The sequence below is a fragment of the uncultured Roseovarius sp. genome (assembly GCF_913057115.1).
Classification (GTDB): Bacteria; Pseudomonadota; Alphaproteobacteria; order Rhodobacterales; family Rhodobacteraceae; genus Roseovarius.
The window spans coordinates 87,644-107,487 of record NZ_CAJXNN010000005.1; the positions used below are offsets into that span (position 1 = coordinate 87,644).

Here is a 19,844-nt window from a genome sequence, read left to right on the forward strand (position 1 = left end):
CACCAGCCATTCGGCAAAGCCGGGTTGCACTAGGTGCATCCCGGCACACAGGTCTCTGATTTCAAGAGGTTTTCTTCTTAGCTGCCGAGGTCCCGACGGGCTCGGGCATGGCCGGCGGATTGGATGGTGCGCGTGGCCGCTTGGGCTTTTCGGCCAATTCTGTCGGCTTGCCTGCCGGGGCGGCGGCTGTTTTGGGTTTTGGCGCGGCGGGTTTTGCCGCCTTGGCTTGAGGGGCTGATTTCAAGGCAGGTGCCGCTTTCGGTGCGGAGGTCGGTTTCGCTTTGGCGGCGGGCTTGACTGCCTTTTTCGTAACGGGCGCAGGTTTTGCAGCATCCACCTTGGCCGGGGCCTTCTTGGCTTGCGCTGCCGAAGGCTTGGATGTTCTCGACTTGACCTTGACCTTGGGTGCAGCCTTTGGGGTCGACGGTTTTGCTTTAAGGCGCATAGATGTTGCGAATGGATTGGACTCGATCGCAGCCTGACCGAATACGGTTGCCACACGCAGGTTGGTTTCCATCATGTAACCTGCCACGCGCCACGCGGCAGCGGTGATTTCGAGGGGCGTAGTGACATGTTGCATTTGATGCTCCTTTCGCAATGCATGGCCGCTTTAGCGCGGCCATGTGACAAAGTCATAACGAAGGAGACGCAGAGACCACAGCGAATGCGCCAAAACACGCGGGTTTTGAGCATACAGTGCCCACGCCACATGCGAACGCACAACGAATGCCTAAAACATAGGCGATATAATCAACGCTTGCATTATCCTACGTGAAACAAGGTGGAGAACAGTTTCGGATCAATGCTGTCAGAGGAAAAAGTATCCCCTTCGGACAGAACACTGACGGCGTCGTGGCTGTGCAGGCTTTCCTGATGGCTCGCCACAACGCGGAAGTCGCCGATGCGGTCGTCCGCTTGCAGTTGAGCGCAGAACAGACGTGCCGCATCCTCCACGAAAATCGGATTGGCCGCGTTCAATTCCGCAAAAGCCTGTTCATCCTCGCGCTTCACCATGACCTGCGTCTCGGTTGGTACAGCAGTACGCGCCATTTCGATCAGGTCTTCGAACCAAAGGACATCACCTTCCACCACTTCGGCGGAAATGCGCGCGACCGAGCGCTGCGAATGCGGGGTGGCCAATTGCCCGCGGGCTTGCCGGGCGTGTTCGCTGAGTTCCAAGGAACAAGGGCAGGTCGAGGAATAGACGTAGTCGAGGTGCATATACTTGCGGCGCACACCGTCGCGTTCGACCAATTCCAGGGCGATATCGTAGTACTGGAAGCCCGCCAGACCCGAGCGTAGGGATTTCACCTTTACGGGATAGGAAAAGCGCATCTGGATACGCGCGTCGATACTATCAAGGTCATTGATATAATCATCAAGCGCGGCTTCGATCACCTCGAAGCTGAAGGTCTTCTCCGCATGCTTGTAGAAGCTGCGCATGATGCGGGACATGTTGATGCCTTTCTTGTCGGCATCAAGGCTGACCGTCCCCGTGACCGAGGTCTCTAGCGTCAGGTCGCCGTTGTCGCGGGTGTGAAAGCTGATCGGCAAGCGAAAGTTCGAGATACCGACATGTTGCAAATGCCGACGAGCCCCGCGGATCAGCGAGCTGGGTCCGTTTTGAAGGTCGGGCATCGACGCCTTGTAGGCGGCGTCGACTTGGAAATCATGCGGGTAGTCACGCGACAGCGCGGGATAATTGCTTGGGCTTTGGCCTGGCAGCAGCCGCGCCACCGCAGGGTCCAGATCAGCCACCTCTTCCGGACTGGCCGACTCGGCCCAAGCCCGAAGGACGGCAAGTGCCGCTTCAGCCTCGTCCCGCTCGGGCGATCTTTCAAGATCGGTCGGTCGAATGTTCATGGCATGCTCCCCTCGTCCGTGCTGCCGAGCTTATACATAAGCCGTCAGCCTCGAAAATGCTATTGTCGGTATTGTTTACGCTGAAACCGACGCCACAGATCACTTATTTCGGCAAGCGCGCCGACCATCCCCAAAATCGCGCCATCATGAATATGGCCGCCAAAGCCAAGCCCAGGGCAAGGCCCAGCCAGACGCCTACCCCTCCAAGGCCCATCGTGAACCCCAAAAGGTAACTCGCCGGGATACCGATACCCCAATAGGTGATCGCGGCAATCACCATGGGCACACGGGTATCCTGCACCCCACGCAAGAGCCCCAAGGCGATGACTTGTCCGGCGTCAACCAGTTGGAACAGGGCCGCCGCTGCCAACAGCCCCGTGCCAAGCGCAAGAACCGCCTCACGGTCCGGCTCATCAGGGCGCATGAAAGCACTGATGATGGGCTCGGGCAGCACGAGGAACAGTATCACCGTGGCCAAGGCCGCAAGTGTAGACATGCCGATGACGACGGATGCCCCTGCGCGCAAACCGGGCAGGTCCCCCCGCCCATGGGCGTGCCCCGCGCGTACCGTGGCCGCGTTGCTGAGGCCAAGATGCATCATGAAGGCGACCGAGGCCGCCTGCAGCGCAATACCATGCGCGGCCAGTGGCAAGGTGCCAAGCCAGCCCATCATCACCGAAGAGGCCGCGAAAAGACCAACTTCGGCAAGGTTGGTGATGCCAATGGGCCAGCCAAGGCGAAACACCCTGCCGAAAGCCTCGGCGTCCGGGCGCCAGAGCCTTTGGAACAGGGCGTGCTCCGGCGTGGCTCGAATCACGTAGAAGACCAGTGCCAGAAGCGAGACCAGATGCACCACCACCGAAGCGACCGCGGCGCCGCGGATCCCCATCTCGGGCGCTCCGAAGTTTCCAAAGATCAAGACGTAGTTGACCAGGGCATTCACCCCCGCCGCCAAGAGCGTGATCCAAAGGACAACGCGCGTCCGCTCAAGCGCCGCAAGGTAGGATTTCAACACCATGACCAGAAGCGCCGGCCAGATGGCCCATCCATTGATGCGATTATAATCGCCGGCAAGACGAGACACCTCATCGGTTTGACCCAAGGCCCGCAATATGTCTTCGGTAAAAAGCAAAACTGGCAAAGCCAGACAGCCAAAGAGGATCGAAGCCCAAAGCCCCATGCGCGTCACGCGGCGCACCTGTGTGTCCTCGCCCGCCCCTTGGGCCGAGGCCACCATGGGCATGACCGCCCAGGCAAACCCCGAGCCCATGATGAAAAAGACGAAAAACATCTCGCCGCCCAGCACACCAGCGGCAAGCGACTCGACATTGTACCACCCAAGCATCGCCGCATCGGTCAGCGTGATGGCAAACTGCGCAAGATGGCTGCCCACCAGCGGCAAGCCCAGGCCGAGAACCGCGCGCGCATGTTGTCGATATGTCAGGGCATAGTGCATGGCCCTGCCTTAGGGTGGCGAAGGCGGCAGGGCAATCGAAATGACGCTAGATCGCGGTCAGCATCAGTTGCCCGGCGACAATGGCCACGAGTGCGCCCGCCGCCACTTCCACGAGCGGCAAGGCGCGGGCAGCGGCACCGCCCCGCCCGGCGATCAAACGCGCAAAGAGACCCTCGCGCAGGGTGACTGCGGCGATAGCCACGGCAACCGTTACACTCGCCGTGCCCAGCCCCATGACGAATGCCCCCATGATACCGGCCATGTCGATCCCCATGCGCCACGTGAGAATGAGCAGGAACAAGGCCCCTGTGCAGGGCCGGATGGCGACCGCCCCAACGATTGCCAGACCATCCCGGAACGAAGTTACCGACCTCGCCTCGTCAAGGCTGGGTCCATGCCGGTGGCCGCAACTTGCGCAATTGCCGTCTTCGTCATGCGCGTTGTCGTGGCGGCTGTGAGTGGCGCGCTTAAAGCGGCGCAGGCCGCGCCACAGCAACCACAGCCCGACAAGGGCGATCGCGCCATAGCTTGCCGGCGCCATGATCTTGTCCGCGGCACCTTGCATGGCGTCTCGCGTCGCCCCAAGAAGCAAAACGCCTGCATATACAAGGATCACGGCCGTTGCCGCCTGTGCAAGGCTTGAGGCCAGCGCCAGTACTGATAAGCGAATAACCGGCACACGCGCGCCCAAGCCATAGCCACCGATCAGTATTTTCCCGTGCCCCGGCCCGGCCGCGTGAAAGAACCCATAGGCAAAACACAGCCCCAAGAGTCCGGCCAGCGCCCCTGCCTCGCCAGCCCGCAATTTGCGCAGGTACCCGGCCATGGCCTGCTGCACCTCTCGCTGACCTTCGGTGGCCCAGCGCGCGACATCATCGGCGCCGCCAAAGCCCCAAAGCCAGACCACCAGCCCCAGAATACACAAACCGGCCATCAGGACGAGGCTACGCATGACACCCTCAATTCATCCGCATAGTAAATGCCGACCTGCACCTCGTCGAAGATGGCTTCCATTCCGGCTCCGCCCAATGCGTCGACCTTGGCATCGGCGGCCTTTGTATCGGGCTGGATGATCTCGCTTTTACAAGCGCTTGGCAGGCCCGTGACCTCAACAAGGTCAAGCGCCGCATAATAGGAGGGGTCATATGGCCGGAGGGTCAGCTCAGAGAATGGCATAGGGTCGATCGGCCGAATATGGCGGGTCACGATCCGCCCACCATCCATGTCGGCAAAGGTCGCTTCTGGTGCCCCCAACTCAATTTTCCCGGCCATGTCATATATGAACATCGCACCTTCGAAACCCGGCTCCCAATGTTCAAGGTCGAACCCCATAAGCGCCCCACGCTCCATTTCAGTAAGGTTCATATCGCCATCCGGGTCCAAACCGCGGTCTTCCAGTACCAAAAGCGAGAAAAAATCATCATAGGTCCACGTCACTTCAACACCAGTCAATCGCCCCTTGTCGTCGCTCAGCATGCGCAAGGCCACGTCCACGAAGACATGCGGGTGCGCCTGCGCCATGGGGGCAATTGATATCGCGACTGCAAGAACGAGTGTGCGGAGCATGCGAAGATGTTTAGGGCCGCATTGCCTTGTCAGCAAGACGGCCCGATGCATCTGAGCGGTTCGTTGCGCGTCAACCCTTGCGAACGTCCGGGTGCAAAGACTTCCCAAGGATATGGTCAGTTTGGTGAAGGACGTGCTGGGCGGTGGACACGATCAACGGATCGGGCATCTGGGCGATCTCGGGATCCTTGCCCGGGTAATCCAGCGTGCTCAGGAAGTGCTTCATGCAATTCAGGCGTGCGCGCTTCTTGTCGTTCGATTTGATCACGGTCCAAGGCGCGTCGGCCGTATCGGTGTAGAAGAACATGGCTTCCTTGGCTTCGGTGTAATCATCCCATTTGCCAAGGCTTTCCTTGTCGATCGGGCTTAGCTTCCATTGCTTCAGCGGATCGGTTGCCCGGCTTTCAAAGCGGCGCTTTTGTTCATTTTGGGTCACTGAGAACCAATATTTGTAAAGCCGGATGCCTGACCGAACCAGCATTTGCTCCAAATCAGGGGTCTGGCGCATGAACTCAAGGTATTCCCAAGGCTCACAGAAACCCATGACCCGTTCAACACCCGCCCGGTTGTACCAAGACCGGTCATAGAACACCATTTCGCCGACCGTCGGCAGATGTTCGATATAGCGCTGAAAGAACCACTGCCCTTTTTCTTCCCAAGTCGGTTTGTTCAAGGCAACAACACGCGCCTGACGTGGGTTCAGGTGTTCGGTGAAGCGCTTGATGGTGCCGCCCTTGCCCGCGGCATCGCGGCCTTCGAATATCAAAACGAATTTCTCGCCGGTCTCCTGCGCCCAGTGCTGAACCTTCAAAAGCTCGGCCTGAAGCTTGGCTTTTTCTTCTTCGTAGGGTTTTTTCTTCAACTTGTCCTGATAAGGGTATTCGCCGTTTTCAAACGCCTTGCGCAAGTCCGCCACCTTGTCGGAGGCTTTCACCTCGGGCTCGGAGTCGCGCTCGGCCATGGCAGCCGCTGACCGCGCCGACGCCGCGGCTTTTGTGGCTTCCGATTTCGCTGCACTGGAACCTGTTGTCATGTTTCGCGTCTCCTTCACTGTCATCGCGTGATCGGGTAACGCTTTTGAAACAACCTTACCTTGATCCGGATCAAGCGGCCGAGGCTTTCCAAAATGGTGTGGCCAAATCGTTGCGCCCCCTCGCGCCGGGGCAAATCGCTTTCCATAGTGTCACGGGGACGCGATGCAGAGATGGCTTTAACCAGTTTTCATAGCGAATTCACTCGACCGGATCGGTGGCGCAAACGCATGTCTGAAAAATAGGCATCCACCACGGCCAAGACACGAGCCCTACCATTGCATGTCGTTGGTCTGAACGCGCCCGGAGACCTTAGTGGGTCCAAGTGCCCCGCCGATTGACCGCAAAATTCTCACCGTAGCCGCCGGCGCGGATATTGGGCTTGCGCTTATGGGGGTCCTGTACAACCGCATCAATACCATGTTCTTGCGCATATTGCAGCGCCGCTTCCTTGCTCGAAAAACGAAGCTTCACCTGTGCCTGGGTATCGTTGGACGAAGTCCAACCCATCAACGGGTCAACTTCACGCGCGGTTTCGGGAACGAATTCCAACACCCAATGCTTGGTTTTGGCCGTACCGGATTGCATGGCGTTACGCGCGGGCTTGTAGATACGTGCGGGCATCAGGGTCTCCTTGCTGGCGCATGTGTTATTCCAAATCTGGGCAGCAGGGGCAAGGCAGCATTTCCCTTCTCATTATTGAGCCGGGATTTGGTGGTTTTCAAGCACCATGTAATCCCCAAAGGCAGATCCCCGCTCGCCCGCTTGGTTGATCATTCCCCGCAGCATCGCAATCGCGGCTGGGGACGTGACCGGCACGAAGTGATTAAACCCCTCACCATCGGCCAAAGCCGTGAAATCCACCACTTTGACGTTCAGCCCCCTCACCTTGTCTGGCCCGTCGATCAGTCCAAGCCGCGGCTTACGTCCTGTAATGAAACCCGCAATCGACAGCGCCCGGTCTTGCCGCGTGGTGAAAATCAAAAAAGGCTGCGGCAATGCGCCAATCGCCTCGGCTTGGCTCCGAAAGAGATCGGGGTCGATATCAGGTGACATAAGAACCACGCCACTGATCCGAGACAAGATATCCTCATCGCCACTCAGTGCCGCTTGTCGCAAGGCTTCCATTACCAAGTGAGACCCCATGGAATGCGCCAATAGGAAAACGCGATCCCCCGGGGACGCCGTCAGGCCATCCAGCATCTCCAAGAAATCATCCCGAGAAAACAATACGCTGTCACGATCGTAGGCATAGCCGCGCGGGTCACCCGCCGAAAGCCATGAAAACAGGATGGTCGGCATCGTGATCTCGAAATCAGTCCGGATCTGGGCCAACCGGTACATGCCATCAGAAAGCGTGTTGTTGTACCCATGCACGAAGACAAGCTTTTCTTTACCCGGATGTGCGCGGCGTACTTCCCGCAGCATCGCGTCTTGACCCCGCATAACTTCGGTGCCGGCGACCACGAAATCGGTGGAGGCATCCGGGGTTTCGTCAGGCCACTCGACTTTGCCGGTCACGTGGTTGGGCGGGATCGAGATGTCAGCGCGGAAAAAATTCATGCCACGCGGGCGCTGTTCGCCAAAGGCTTGGCCCGTCGATGAGAGTGATCGGGGCGTGGCCACGAAGATCTCTTCGATTTTCGCCGCCGGATCGGGCGCGGCGCGCATGGCCGTTTTGTGCGGCGCACAGGCCGTCAAAACCCCGATCCCTACGAACAGGATCAGGCGATCAAGGCGGAAGGCTACAACATCAAACAAAGCGGTCCCCACAAACGAAAAAATTCCCCCCAACGACTCTTGGGGGGAAGCTACTTCTAATTCAGGCCGGGGCCAAGATCAGGCAGGCGCCAGCATGCCTTTTTCTTGTGCCAGGCTGCGCATACGCTTTTGCAGCTTCTCGAAGGCGCGGACCTCGATTTGACGGATGCGTTCTCGGCTGACGTCATATTGACCACTGAGATCCTCAAGCGTCACAGGCTTGTCGCCCAATCGGCGCTGCGTGAGGATATCCTTCTCGCGGTCATTGAGGACATCCATTGCCTCGGCCAGAAGTTCGCGGCGCGCATCAAGTTCATCGCGTTTTTCATAGTCCGCGGCTTGGTCAGCAGATTCGTCCTCCAACCAATCCTGCCACTCCATGCTCCCCTCGCCCTCGGTGCCCACTTGAGCATTGAGCGACGCGTCGCCCCCCGACATGCGGCGGTTCATGGAAATAACTTCGTCTTCAGTGACGCCCAAATCATGCGCGATTTGCTTGACGTTCTCGGGGCGCAAATCGCCATCTTCCAGTGCGCCGATGCGGGCCTTGGCCTTGCGAAGGTTGAAAAACAGCTTCTTCTGCGCGCTCGTCGTGCCCAGCTTCACCATCGACCAGCTGCGCAGGATATATTCCTGAATACTGGCGCGGATCCACCACATGGCGTAGGTCGCAAGGCGGAAACCCTTTTCAGGGTCAAAACGCTTGACCGCCTGCATGAGACCAACGTTCGCTTCTGAAATCACCTCGGCTTGCGGCAGGCCATAGCCGCGATAGCCCATGGCGATTTTCGCCGCGAGGCGTAGGTGACTGGTGACCATTTTATGCGCCGCCTCGGTGTCTTGCTCCTCGGCCCAACGCTTGGCAAGCATGTATTCCTCCTCTGGCTCCAGAAGAGGAAATTTGCGAATTTCCTGCAAATAACGGTTCAGACCGCCTTCGGGTGACGGTGCCGGTAGATTTGCGTAGTTACTCAAGCCTCTGTCCCTCCAATGTTTAAGGGCTTTACATTAACATGGGCCCGTTTTGCATGGTTTCAAGGGTGATGCACCCCTGATCTTAACGGAATATGAAGATGAATCCGTTGTTTTGCGACAATTGTGACAGCGCGCTCACGTAGCTGTGCTTGGGCGTTAAACGCGCAATAGCGCAATCAGTTCCGCCATATCCACTGGCAAAGGCGATTCAAACCGCATGGCATCGCCTGTGACGGGGTGATCAAACCCCAATGTCGCCGCGTGCAGCGCCTGCCGCGAGAAACCACGCAGCGCCTCGGTGGCCTGCTCTGGCAAAGCGCGCGCAGGTAGCTTGCGCCGCCCGCCATAGACCGGATCACCGACCAATCCGTGGCCGGCATGCGCCATGTGCACGCGGATCTGATGCGTTCGCCCCGTTTCCAGCCAACATTCGATCAACGATACCGAGGGCGGATGGCCGAAGGATTCGACGATCCGTGCGCGGGTCACCGCGTGACGCCCGCCTTGAAACACGACAGCCTGTTTCTGGCGGTCGGTCTTGTGCCGTGCGAGCTGCGTGGTGATCCGCATGATGTTGCCGCTTTCGAAGCTGACACCCTTCACCCCTCTCAAGCGCGGGTCGCCCGCATCCGGCACGCCATGAACCAGCGCCCGGTAATGCCGTTCGACGGTGTGCTTTTCGAACTGAGCGGCCAAACCATGGTGGGCCCGGTCTGTCTTGGCCACCACGAGCAAGCCACTGGTATCCTTATCGATTCTATGAACGATGCCCGGTCGCTTCTCGCCGCCCACACCTGAAAGACTATCCACGCAATGCGCCAAAAGCGCATTGACCAGCGTGCCGTCCGGCGTGCCCGGCGCAGGGTGTACGACCATCCCGGCGGGCTTGTCGATAACGATCAGGTCATCGTCCTCGAACACCACATCCAGAGGGATGTCTTGCGGCAAGATGTGGCTGTCTTGGGCTTGTGGCAAAGATATTTCAATCAGGTCGCCCTCGCAGACCTTTCCCTTGGGGTCTTCGACCATGGCACCATTCACACGAACCGCGCCTTCGGACAGCAAACGGCCCAATCTGGTGCGTGAAAGGCTGGCCGCCTCTGGCGCATCGCGCGTCAAGGCCTTATCAAGGCGCGCAGGTGGGTCAGCGGCGATCCGGAAAGACAGTTGAGTGGATGACATGAGCGACAGCCCCGAGCCTCAGCCGATCGACGAAGGCCTGTTACGTTTTCTGAAATTGCTGGTCACGGTGCTAACCGGCGTGATGATCGTCGGCGTTGTAGTCGTGATCTTTCTGCTTGTCACGCGCTTCACATCCGAGCCACCCGCCCTGCCCGAGAAAATCACCCTGCCCAATGGCGCGACGGCTACGGCTTTTACCCAAGCAGATCAATGGTTTGCGGTGGTCACCGATGATGATCGCATCCTCGTCTATGACCGAGTCACGGGCCAATTGAAGCAAGAAATCGCGATTGAATAAGGCCGTCGGTGAAAGATGGTACCGCCTCCCCGGCTCGAACGGGGGACCTCTAGATCCACAATCTAGCGCTCTAACCTACTGAGCTAAGGCGGCACTGGAGCGCCGTTTAACTAGGCGGGGCCGCGAATGCAAGCCTCTTCGCACGCAAAAATGGCGCTTTGCGTTGCCATGAGAGCGGCTTTTACCGATTGATACCATCACCATCGCGGCTTGTATTTCATCTGGGAACGCGTTACCTGCTTTTTCCGGTTTTCAGGAGGCCATAATGGGCATCAACGACGAACGCGACATCGAAGCGAATTTGCAGATCGGCCCGACGGATCAGGGCATGGTTCGCCTGTTTGTGGCCGCCGAAGGCCTTGAAATTCCTATGGATTTCGAACCCGAAGAGGCCCGCGAGATTGCCGAGGAACTGATGGCGGCGGCCAAGGCAGCCGAGGTCAAGAAAGGGTAACCTGCGGATCGCGAAGGCCTTGCAACCGCAATGCTGCGTGGCGGGCGAAGCGGCGGGTAAGCGCGGCGCGGCGCGCCGCGGGAAGCTTCGTTGCCGCCCCCATACGCAGGATTTCGGCATCATAGGCATCGGCGAGGATCAAACCGGTATCTTCAGGCAAATAATCGAGTGGGAACGCCTCATCCACGGCCCAGAAATAGCGGTCACACCATTCAAGGTAACCTTCCCATTTCGCGTCCGCGCGGAAATCAGCCAACCCGGACTTGCATTCGATCACCCAGATCTCGCCCTTGGGGCCAAGCGCCATGACGTCCACGCGCTTGCCGCGTTCAGGCGTAAATTCTTCAACTGAAACAAAGTCATGGCTAATGAGGTGGCGGCAAACGCCACGTGCCAGACGCTGACCGGGTTGAAGGCTATCAAGGGGCTTGGGTTCCATAATGCGGATTATGAACAAAAGGTGAACCAATGCAAGCCTCGGCGAACCCCTTGCCGGATCGGCACAAAAGGCCTAGGTGCGGGGTGTGGCGGGTGCTGCCCTTCCCGTGAACGGTTGCATTCCGGTGGCCTTAAGCAATTCCGAGGGAGCTGGCTCTGTTCAGGCCGTGGTCTGATTACCTGGCGCCCACCTGTACAAACAGGTCCTCGGGAATGAGATAACCAAACGGTCGCGCGCGGGCCCGTCACACTCTCTGAAAAAACGTACGAGTCGTACGTTTTGTACGCGAGTTTCGTACGAAAATCGGCTGCTCACGGGATGCGAGCGTACGAGTCGTACGAAATGTCCGAAAAATGACCGGATCAGCCCCTCAGGATTTCGACCAGAAGTCGCGCGCGCCCTCATCTGCCCGAACCGGAACAGTGGCGTGATCGGGCCGGAAGGCATGTTGCCCCAAGCCACCATGATGGTCATCATCGTCGTCATCTTTGAGACGCATGACCGCGATTCCAAACTGAACACCGGCGAAAATGATACCATTGGAAACCCACAGGATCAGCAAGGCAAGCCAGCCTTTGTCAGAGGTGGAAATCAGATGCCAGAGATTCGCGATGTCGAACCAAAGCAGCAGCCCAACAAATACCGCGGCGATTCCGAAGCCGATAGCGACGTTCACGATGTAAAGGCGGATCAGTTTGGGCATGGGGGACTCCCTTCTGCTTTGTAGACTTCAAAGTGTAACACATTTGGAACGCCCCTCAAGGGTATGGGCGAGGATTGGCCGACGACTGAGCCCGATATCGCCTCTGGTCAAGGCAGGCGGGCTGCGCTATCCCGCCGCCTGAACGATGAAGGGAACGCCCGATGTCCGACAGCCAGCCATTCGAAAAGCCCGGCCCCGTGGAAGAGGGGCTGCGCGCCGCGATTTCGCCCACCGATGATATCATCGCCGCCGCGAGGGCCGGCGAGATGTTCATTCTGGTGGATCACGAGGACCGCGAGAACGAAGGTGATCTGGTGATCGCGGCGGAATTTGCCACGCCCGAGGCAATCAATTTCATGGCCACCCATGGCCGGGGGTTGATTTGCCTGCCCATGACCGCCGAGCGGATCGGGCAACTGGGCCTGCCGATGATGGCGGTCAACAACTCGTCCCGGATGGAGACGGCCTTTACCGTGTCCATTGAGGCGCGCGAAGGCGTGACCACCGGCATTTCCGCAGGCGACCGGGCGCGCACCATCGAAGTGGCGATCAACGAACAGAACACGGCGGCCGAGATTGCCACGCCGGGGCATGTCTTCCCGCTGCGCGCGCGCAATGGCGGGGTTCTGGTCCGTGCAGGCCATACCGAGGCGGCGGTTGATATTGCCCGGCTGGCCGGGTGCAAGCCCGCCGGTGTGATCTGCGAGATCATGAAGGAAGACGGCAGCATGGCCCGCCTTCCGGATCTGGTGGAGTTCGCCAAGACACACAACATGAAGATCGGCACGATTTCCGACCTCATCGCCTATCGCCACAAGCATGACAATCTTGTGAACGAGGTGCGCCGCGAGGCCATCCATTCCAGCCACGGCGGCGATTGGGAAATGCGCCTCTTTGCCGATCAAATCAGCGGCACAGAGCATGTGGTTCTGACCAAGGGTGACATCACCGACGGCGCGCCGGTTCTGGCGCGCACCCATGCCCTTAATGTGCTGGAGGATGTTCTGGGCGTGGGCCTGACCGGCGATGCGGGCCAGCCCACCGGCAAACTGGCCCGCGCGATGGAGATCATCGCCGCCGAAGGCCGCGGCGCGGTCTTCCTGTTTCGCCAACCCCGGCCCAGCCTTGCCAGCGAGATGGAAGAAGATGACGGGCCGCGCACCGTCAAGCACACCGGGCTTGGCGCGCAGATCATGTCGACCATGGGGTTGCACGAGTTGATCTTGCTGACCGACAGCCCCGATACGCGTTATCTTGGCCTTGATGCCTATGGCATTTCGATCACCGGTACCCGCCCCATTTCCGAAGGATGAGCCCATGGCCGATAGTGAATACAGCCTGCCCCGCCCCGAGTTCGACCGCCCCGTGAAGCTGCTCATTGTGGTGGCGCCGTTTTATCGCGATATCGCCGATATGCTGATCGAAGGCGCACAGGCCGAGATCGAGGCCGCAGGCGGCACATCCGAGGTGATCGAAGTGCCGGGAGCATTGGAGATTCCCACCGCCATCGGCATGGCCGAACGGTTGAGCAATTATGACGGTTACGTCGGCTTGGGCTGTGTCATCCGGGGCGAGACCACCCATTACGAGACCGTCTGCAATGACAGTTCGCGGGGGATTACCCTGTTAGGGTTGCAGGGCCTGTGCATCGGCAATGGCATCCTCACCGTCGAGAACCGCGAACAGGCCTTGGCCCGTGCCGACAGCGCCCGGATGAACAAGGGCGGCGGGGCGGCCGCGGCAGCCTTGCATCTCATTGCGCTCGCCCGTAAGTGGGGCGGCCAGCGGTCCGGCGTGGGGTTCAAACCCGCCCGTGACGAATACCGGCTGGCCGGTGATTTGAAGGATACCCCAACGGCATGAGCGACGCGCCCCAACCCCTGTCTGGTAACATGAAACGCAAGATGCGCTCGACCTCGCGGCTTTATGCGGTGCAGGCGCTGTTCCAGATGGAGCATTCCGGCCAGACGGTCGAAAAGGTGATTCACGAGTTCGAGGATCACCGTTTTGGCGCGCATTATGATGAAGGTGACATGGCCGAAGGCGATATGCCGCTGTTTGAGCGGCTGATGCGCGACGCGGTGAACTGGCAATCCAGCATCGACCAGATGACAGACCGGGCCTTGGTCGCCAAATGGCCGATCGACCGGATTGATCCGACCCTGCGGGCGCTGTTCCGGGCCGCCGGTGCGGAACTGACGCAATCGGACACGCCGCCCAAAGTGGTGATCATGGAATTCGTGGACATCGCCAAAAGCTTCTACCCCGAGGGCCGCGAGCCCAAGTTCGTCAACGCCGTGCTGGACCACATGGCGCGCGAGGCGAGGCCCGAGGCGTTCTGAGCGGTTAGGGTGTCGCCCCGTAAGAAATCTGGGTCAACTGAATGAGCTGGGTGGCGGGTTTGAGCCCAAGAAAGACATTCAAAAGCCGCCAACGGCTCGCTAGTCTAGGATCATGAAGTCGACGCGCTCAGACATAAGGTTCTCGACACGCGTTCTGCGAAAGCAGGAGGATTTGCCTCGCTATATCGTCGTAAATCCAGAATATGTTTCGGACTTTACAGGCTCCTTTGCTGCGCATGTCATGCTCAATGACGTCGGCCCTTTCGAGCGCAACATACGTCCATGGGGCAAGGGTTCGGACGTCTACTTCTTCAACCTGACCGCGGCGCAATGTGCCAAAGCCGGCGTGGACACCAATGACAAGTGCGTGGTGACAATCATTCCAAAGTAAATCCGGGGTGTGGTCAACGACGCTTCGTCCCGCCAAGCCGCCCTTACGCCCGCAGGCTTTGCTGTGTCACCTGACCTAACGCCTGCAAAACCAAATCCGTCCCCGCGCCATCACGTGTCGCCCCTTCGGACAGCACCCGCCGCCAGCCGCGTGCGCCGGGGCGGCCTGCGAAGAGGCCCAGCATGTGGCGGGTGATTTGGTGCAGCTTGCCGCCTTGGGCAAGGTGGGTCTCGATATAGGGCAGCATGGCGTGCACCACCGACTCGGGGCTGTCGCGCGGGGGCGTTTCGCCAAAGATCACGCGGTCGGCTTGGCCCAGCACATCCCAAGGCTGGTGATAGGCGGCGCGGCCAACCATGACCCCGTCGAACCCAGCCTCCAGCCATTCGGCGCATTGGTCCAGCGTTGCCAGCCCGCCATTGAGGCTCAGGTGAAGCGCCGGAAACAGGCCTTTCATGCGCAGGGCAAGGTCATAATCCAGCGGCGGGATATCGCGGTTTTCCTTGGGGCTGAGGCCCTGAAGCCATGCCTTTCGGGCGTGAATGGTGATCCGCCCCACCCCGGCGGCGGCCACGCGCGACAAGAATTCGGGCAAGACCTCCTCGGGGTTTTGGTCATCCACGCCGATCCGGCATTTGACCGTCACCTCGCGTGGCTGCGCCTCGATCATGGCCGCGCAACACTCCGCCACAAGCCCCGGGTCCTTCATCAGTACGGCCCCGAAGGTGCCGGATTGCACCCGGTCCGAGGGGCAGCCGCAGTTGAGGTTGATCTCGTCATAGCCCGCCTCGAACCCCAAACGCGCAGCCTGTGCCAGTTCGTCAGGGTCCGAACCGCCCAGTTGCAGGGCGACGGGGTGTTCGGCGGGATGATACTCCAGAAGATGCATCGCGCCGCCACGCACCAGCGCGGGGGCAGTTACCATTTCGGTGTAAAGCAGCGCATGCCGCGACATCAGCCGATGCAGATAGCGGCAATGCCGATCTGTCCAATCCATCATAGGGGCAACGGACAGGCGCGCGGCTTGGGTGGCGGCGTTCAGGGGCATTCAGCGTTCTCCTTGGAGCCGCCCCATACCAGAACGGACCCGCTTTGCACACCATATGCACAGGGCGACTGTCCCGCCACCCCACCCCGTACATAGACAGGAATACGGCGGTGTTTGGGTGGGGCTGGCTTGAAGAAAGGTCACGACCGAACCGAGGATTCCAAGAAAGCCTGTGAGGAGATTCGCCGCGAAGAATGCAAGCGCGCCGGATTCAAACTACGCCATGCCATGTTGTCAGATTTCCTTGCCGCGACAGAGGAACTCTGAGGGCCCCTCGGAGCCTCTCAGGGTTGGCTACATCGACGAGCGACGCCACCCAACTCATGGTTAACGTTTTCTAAAGCGCTCATCGGCACAAAGGTGTCCTGAACAAGCAGCCTCGTGCGTGAAATGACTCTGATCCCTCCGCAAGAGTATCGGGAAGCCTTTGTGCAATATTTGCGCAAGGGAACACCGATCCGGTTTGAGACGAAAAACACTCAGCCAACCACGCATTACCTCTGGCGGACACGACGCGATGCAAAAGTGCGCTCATCTTATGCTGAGCGCGACGGCCAGATTTTCTCATGGGAAGATCCACCAGAAGGTGGCCACCCCGGGGAAGACCATGGGTGCCGCTTGGAGTAGCAGGCATTTTGTGAACCACGACTACCGTGGAAACGGTAGAGGCGTCACCGTACGCGAGACCGGCCATCTTTCCGCAATCCTTGAGGAGTACATGGCTCAGGTGGAGAGCACGCTGAAGGACCCAGTTGCCAGAGAAGGTCGCGAGAAGTGCGATGGCAGTTTCACTGACACGTTTTACAACACCTATGGCATGACCGGTGTCGTTTTCAGTATCGGTGATACGGTGATCGGCGGCGAATTTTCAGGGAACGTAGAAGAACAGCATGGTGTCCTGAGCATGGAAGGCTCGTTTGATTTCTACTTGAGAGACGAATTTGCTGACCCTGCCGATATAGGTGTTGAGATCATTGATCCAGGCGAGACAATCTTTGAGAGCATCCACAGGCCCCTCGATAATTATCTCAGGGGCCGTACCGGCCTTCCACCGCGTGGCCCCCAACGGCTTGGGGTTCAAACCGGTGAGCCGTATTCGATAACTGACGATTGGTCAGGGACGCTGAGCGGGCAAATCTACTTGGATCCTGCGCGAAGCGCCTATGGATAGCTTCCGCCCCCTTTTGGCAATCGCAACGCTCTCTGCAGTTCTTGCACTAGGGTTCTTCTGGGGAGTTCCGACGCACTGCGTGCAACTTCCCAATGGTTTGAACATCGGCAAACAAGCTCTGATTGATCTGAACAGACCATATTTCAGGCCAGATATCGTTCCCAAGTTTGACAACGGTCAATCGCTGCTACCCGGAGACGCATGGCCGTTCTACGCCACAGAAACAACAGTTCATGGACTCGCGCTAGAAGCCGATCCTGAAGATGATTTCTGGTTCGCATGGCGCGAAGACACAGGTTTGGTTCTCAAAGCTGAAGATCCTGCACTTTACGAAGAACTGATTTCCGAAGCGGGCACGCCTTTGGGAAACAAGGGTATCAATGTCGTAGGTTCTCATATTGTCATGATGGAGCTGCAAAGACGACCTGAATATTCCAATCAAACCTGTCGGACGCGGTGGATAGTCGTTGGTACAGGGGATCTTTAGTTTGCGGTCAGCCCAACTCTCATTTCGTCAGGATGCATGGCCGGACGGGTTGACCTATCTGGAAAATCACATCCCGGAGGTTGCGCGTAAGCTCGCCCAGGAGGTCGATGCGGTCTCCTGGCGCACCGACCTGAAGCGGCGCGAGCAGCACTACGGCTATCGCTACGACTACAAAGCGCGGCAGGCCCGGCGGGACGAGTATCTTGGGCCAGGCCCTGACCTATTTTCAGCACTTGGCGGAACATTGCCACGCAAAGAGACAGGCCTCCGGCGGTTTTTGCGTGATGCAGGACCCGGGTCGCGGCACCAGGCTTTGCCGCGACGGTCCGTTTCTGCGAACCGCGGAGCGTTGGGTGACCTGAACTGCAACAGCCCGCTAGCGATCCATAGCTCCGGGTTTGACCCTGCACGGCCACAATGGCCGGGGCTTGGCGCCCCGGCACTTTTTCTCAGAACGATTTAGTGAGCGAGACCTTGAAGGTCCGTCCCGGCGCTTTTCGACTTGGCGATGACAGGTGTCCGACGTAATCGGCATCCAGCAGGTTTTCGACGCCGAACCTCACTTCGGCCTCATCCAGCCAACCCTGCGCCTGTGGCCGCCACGTCGCACGGAGGTTATGCACGGTGCTGTCGGACAAATCGGCGCCGAGCGCGTCACGGCGGTCGGTGGCGTGGACGACTTCCCAACTCAGGTCGAGCGTATCATCCCATTTCTTGCCCAACGTCAGCTGCGCACGGTCCGACGCGGTGTTGCGCCACGTCGTATTGCTGCCGTCGGGGTTGAATTCGGTCCCTTCTCCGAGGTGCCCTGCGAAATCCACGTAGAACCCGCTTGCCAAGCCATATGAGGCCTCAAGTTCGATGCCTCGGGTCTCGACACTGTCCAGCTCTGTGGTCATCGACCCGGCCACCGTATAGCTGGTTATATCGTAAAGCTCGGTGAGGTAGGCATTGCCACGAATGGAGAAGCTGTCGCCCGCCACGAAAACGCCTTCGCCGGTATACTCCGCGCCGATCTCGACGGTATGCGACTTCTCCGACTGCGCGATGCGGCGTTGCGCCGTTGCGGTCGTCCCCAGATCGTCGATGATTGGCAGGCCTTCGGTATAGGCCGCGCTTCCGAACACCGACACCCCGTTGCCGAAATCATAGGCCAATGCCAGCCCGCCCATCAATGCGTCCTTCTCATAGCTCCGGGGCACCCCGGCAAGCGGTACGGCGCTTTCGATCCGCGATGATTCGTAGCGCAGCGCAGGGGTCACGGTGACTTGCCCGATGCGCATTTCATCCACCACGAACATGGCAAGGCGGTCATTCGTTCCCCCCGGTGCGCTTGGTTGGTCGGCACGTTTGCGGCGCTGAAGCTCCATCCCGGCGAGCATGTCATGCGACAGGGCCCCGGTCTGGAACAGCGCACGGTTCTTGAGCGTCAATTTCGTTGTCTCGTAGCGGTGGTCCGCATCGGCCAGCGCGCGGATGCCGCCGAACCCCGGTGTGCCCTCCAACGGCGAAGACCCGGGCACGTAGTTCGACTCGATATCCTGATCGGCGTAGGACAGGTTGGCACGCAGATCGACCATGTCGCTGCCCGGATTGAAGCGGTATTCCAGAACCGTCTGCCGGGTGTCTGTCTCCCGGTCGACCCGGCCAAAGATGTCCGCCGTGGTGATGAACTGGTCATAAGGCACATCGTTATCGTCGGCCACGGTGCGCGAATGGCTGAACATCAGCGAATGCGCATCATCCTCGCCGAAGGTGAACTTGCCCTTGGCAAGATAGGAGGGTGTTTCAAAGGAACTGTTGCCGATCCTTGTGCCGTCACCGGCATCGAGTGTCCCCTGATCGCGCCATGTATAGTTCAACAGGAACTCGGCCCCGTCAGCGGGCATCCATGCCAGGTTCGTTGAACTGACAAACCCGTCGCCGTTGGAACTGAACTCCAGCGTCTGCGACCCGCCGAAGCCTGGCACACCGCCCGTGAAATCCGAGGCATCCTTGGTTTCCAGCTTGACCACCCCGCCCACGATGCCGGAGCCATAGGCAAAACTGCCAATCGTGCCGCGCAGAACCTCGACCTCCTTGTAGAGCATTGGATCGGTGAAAAGCTGCGTTCCGATGCGGTAGATCTCTTCCGAACCGACCGAGGCACCGTCGATCTGCACGGCAATCTTCTGGTCCGAACCGAAGGTGGTGTTCGCGCCGAACCCGCGAATGTTGATGCCCGAGCCTTGCGGTGTCGTGCCGTTGACCAGCGTGACACCGGGCACGGAGTCGACCAGTTGTGCGACGGTACTGGCTTGGCGATCCTGTATCTCGTCCTCCTCCACAACCGTACGGGACAGAGCCGTGCCAAAGCTGAGGTCGCGTTTGCCGGGGGTTAGAACCAGCGTTCCAAGAAAGCCGGGGTCAGTGTCCTGCGCAGCCGTTGGCAAAGCCAGCGACAGGCAGGCAAGCGCGGTCGTGCCGCGCAACAGGGAAGTGAGCATGGCGCCATCCTTCTTGAGTGTCATGCCGTAGCTTGCGAAGGCTGGCGCGGCTGTTTTTGGTGAAATTGCGATTTACCCAATCGCGACGGGTTGCAGCGATAAACGTATCAGACTAAAACAGTCAAGTAATTTGAGACAGCCACGCACCGCTTCTCGCCGGGCGCAGCCATCGGACCACATGCCAAACTCCG

General features: G+C 59.3%; 23 protein-coding genes and 1 tRNA gene. 9 read left to right on the forward strand and 15 right to left on the reverse strand.

All coding sequences use genetic code 11. The annotated features are described in order from the left end of the window. Positions 1-61: 61 nt before the first annotated feature. From QZ498_RS03830 to QZ498_RS03875, 10 genes are all read right to left on the reverse strand, one after another. The gene (locus QZ498_RS03830; RefSeq protein WP_294620407.1) at positions 62-520 is read right to left on the reverse strand and encodes a hypothetical protein; all 459 of its coding nucleotides are present in this window, start codon (positions 518-520) and stop codon (positions 62-64) included. A gap of 242 nt (positions 521-762) precedes the next feature. Beyond that, positions 763-1,863, reverse strand: a complete 1,101-nt coding sequence (gene folE2 / locus QZ498_RS03835) for a GTP cyclohydrolase FolE2 (protein WP_294620409.1) — start codon at positions 1,861-1,863, stop codon at positions 763-765. Between the two features lie 103 nt (positions 1,864-1,966). Further along, positions 1,967-3,319, reverse strand: coding sequence for an MATE family efflux transporter (locus tag QZ498_RS03840; protein WP_294620411.1), 1,353 nt, complete (start codon positions 3,317-3,319; stop codon positions 1,967-1,969). 46 nt (positions 3,320-3,365) lie between these two features. Further along, positions 3,366-4,271 carry a hypothetical protein gene (locus tag QZ498_RS03845; RefSeq protein WP_294620413.1) on the reverse strand — a complete coding sequence of 302 codons (906 nt, stop codon included), beginning with the start codon at positions 4,269-4,271 and terminating at the stop codon, positions 3,366-3,368. Beyond that, complete coding sequence (locus QZ498_RS03850) at positions 4,253-4,885, reverse strand: DUF1007 family protein (RefSeq protein ID WP_294620415.1); 633 nt, start codon at positions 4,883-4,885, stop codon at positions 4,253-4,255. The genes QZ498_RS03845 and QZ498_RS03850 overlap by 19 nt, the downstream gene beginning before the upstream one ends. Before the next feature lie 70 nt (positions 4,886-4,955). After that, positions 4,956-5,846: a polyphosphate kinase 2 gene (gene ppk2 / locus QZ498_RS03855; RefSeq protein WP_294620456.1), complete on the reverse strand. Its 891-nt coding sequence runs from the start codon at positions 5,844-5,846 to the stop codon at positions 4,956-4,958. A gap of 382 nt (positions 5,847-6,228) precedes the next feature. Further along, entirely contained in the window at positions 6,229-6,540 is a 312-nt protein-coding gene (locus QZ498_RS03860) for an ETC complex I subunit (protein ID WP_294620417.1), read from the reverse strand. A gap of 72 nt (positions 6,541-6,612) precedes the next feature. After that, positions 6,613-7,677, reverse strand: coding sequence for an alpha/beta fold hydrolase (locus QZ498_RS03865; RefSeq protein WP_294620418.1), 1,065 nt, complete (start codon positions 7,675-7,677; stop codon positions 6,613-6,615). A gap of 78 nt (positions 7,678-7,755) precedes the next feature. Continuing rightward, on the reverse strand, positions 7,756-8,652 hold the full coding sequence (gene rpoH / locus QZ498_RS03870; RefSeq protein WP_294620419.1) for an RNA polymerase sigma factor RpoH: 897 nt from the start codon (positions 8,650-8,652) through the stop codon (positions 7,756-7,758). Positions 8,653-8,808: 156 nt separating this feature from the next. Beyond that, the gene (locus tag QZ498_RS03875; RefSeq protein WP_294620420.1) at positions 8,809-9,834 is read right to left on the reverse strand and encodes an RluA family pseudouridine synthase; all 1,026 of its coding nucleotides are present in this window, start codon (positions 9,832-9,834) and stop codon (positions 8,809-8,811) included. On the opposite strand from QZ498_RS03875, the gene QZ498_RS03880 reads away from it, so the two are divergent. Beyond that, positions 9,833-10,132, forward strand: a complete 300-nt coding sequence (locus QZ498_RS03880; RefSeq protein WP_294620421.1) for a DUF6476 family protein — start codon at positions 9,833-9,835, stop codon at positions 10,130-10,132. The genes QZ498_RS03875 and QZ498_RS03880 overlap by 2 nt on opposite strands. 16 nt (positions 10,133-10,148) lie before the next feature. Here QZ498_RS03880 and QZ498_RS03885 read toward each other — a convergent pair. Next, positions 10,149-10,225 (reverse strand) — tRNA-His (locus QZ498_RS03885). A 172-nt stretch (positions 10,226-10,397) separates the two neighbouring features. Here QZ498_RS03885 and QZ498_RS03890 point away from each other — a divergent pair. Then, a complete protein-coding gene (locus QZ498_RS03890) occupies positions 10,398-10,586 on the forward strand; it encodes a DUF6324 family protein (RefSeq protein WP_294620422.1) in 189 nt (62 codons plus the stop codon). Here the strand turns inward: QZ498_RS03890 and QZ498_RS03895 are convergent. Together QZ498_RS03895 and QZ498_RS03900 are read right to left on the reverse strand one after the other, a co-directional pair. Next, entirely contained in the window at positions 10,573-11,025 is a 453-nt protein-coding gene (locus QZ498_RS03895; RefSeq protein ID WP_294620423.1) for an MmcB family DNA repair protein, read from the reverse strand. The genes QZ498_RS03890 and QZ498_RS03895 overlap by 14 nt on opposite strands. Before the next feature lie 370 nt (positions 11,026-11,395). Beyond that, positions 11,396-11,728 (reverse strand): hypothetical protein, encoded by a 333-nt coding sequence (locus QZ498_RS03900; protein WP_294620424.1) that lies wholly within the window; start codon positions 11,726-11,728, stop codon positions 11,396-11,398. Between the two features lie 161 nt (positions 11,729-11,889). Here QZ498_RS03900 and ribB point away from each other — a divergent pair, with 161 nt between their 5' ends. The 4 genes from ribB to QZ498_RS03920 all read left to right on the forward strand — a co-directional run bounded on the left by ribB (position 11,890) and on the right by QZ498_RS03920 (position 14,461). After that, positions 11,890-13,041 (forward strand): 3,4-dihydroxy-2-butanone-4-phosphate synthase, encoded by a 1,152-nt coding sequence (gene ribB / locus QZ498_RS03905; protein ID WP_294620425.1) that lies wholly within the window; start codon positions 11,890-11,892, stop codon positions 13,039-13,041. Between the two features lie 4 nt (positions 13,042-13,045). After that, positions 13,046-13,591, forward strand: coding sequence for a 6,7-dimethyl-8-ribityllumazine synthase (locus QZ498_RS03910; protein WP_294620426.1), 546 nt, complete (start codon positions 13,046-13,048; stop codon positions 13,589-13,591). Next, positions 13,588-14,070 (forward strand): transcription antitermination factor NusB, encoded by a 483-nt coding sequence (gene nusB, locus QZ498_RS03915; protein WP_294620427.1) that lies wholly within the window; start codon positions 13,588-13,590, stop codon positions 14,068-14,070. The genes QZ498_RS03910 and nusB overlap by 4 nt, the downstream gene beginning before the upstream one ends. A 172-nt stretch (positions 14,071-14,242) precedes the next feature. Next, a complete protein-coding gene (locus QZ498_RS03920; RefSeq protein ID WP_367117620.1) occupies positions 14,243-14,461 on the forward strand; it encodes a hypothetical protein in 219 nt (72 codons plus the stop codon). Positions 14,462-14,504: 43 nt separating this feature from the next. On the opposite strand, the gene dusA is transcribed toward QZ498_RS03920, so the two are convergent. After that, positions 14,505-15,509 carry a tRNA dihydrouridine(20/20a) synthase DusA gene (gene dusA, locus QZ498_RS03925; protein ID WP_294620429.1) on the reverse strand — a complete coding sequence of 335 codons (1,005 nt, stop codon included), beginning with the start codon at positions 15,507-15,509 and terminating at the stop codon, positions 14,505-14,507. Positions 15,510-15,899: 390 nt separating this feature from the next. On the opposite strand from dusA, the gene QZ498_RS17055 reads away from it, so the two are divergent. The 3 genes from QZ498_RS17055 to QZ498_RS03935 are packed head-to-tail and all read left to right on the forward strand — an operon-like array spanning position 15,900 to position 17,167. Beyond that, a complete protein-coding gene (locus QZ498_RS17055) occupies positions 15,900-16,136 on the forward strand; it encodes a phage minor head protein (protein WP_367117621.1) in 237 nt (78 codons plus the stop codon). Beyond that, positions 16,117-16,680, forward strand: a complete 564-nt coding sequence (locus tag QZ498_RS03930) for a hypothetical protein (protein WP_294620430.1) — start codon at positions 16,117-16,119, stop codon at positions 16,678-16,680. The genes QZ498_RS17055 and QZ498_RS03930 overlap by 20 nt, the downstream gene beginning before the upstream one ends. Further along, positions 16,673-17,167: a hypothetical protein gene (locus QZ498_RS03935; RefSeq protein WP_294620431.1), complete on the forward strand. Its 495-nt coding sequence runs from the start codon at positions 16,673-16,675 to the stop codon at positions 17,165-17,167. Before QZ498_RS03930 ends, QZ498_RS03935 begins: the two co-directional genes overlap by 8 nt. Positions 17,168-17,616: 449 nt before the next feature. Here QZ498_RS03935 and QZ498_RS03940 read toward each other — a convergent pair whose 3' ends face one another. After that, positions 17,617-19,677: a TonB-dependent receptor gene (locus QZ498_RS03940; RefSeq protein WP_367117622.1), complete on the reverse strand. Its 2,061-nt coding sequence runs from the start codon at positions 19,675-19,677 to the stop codon at positions 17,617-17,619. Between the last annotated feature and the right edge of the window lie 167 nt (positions 19,678-19,844).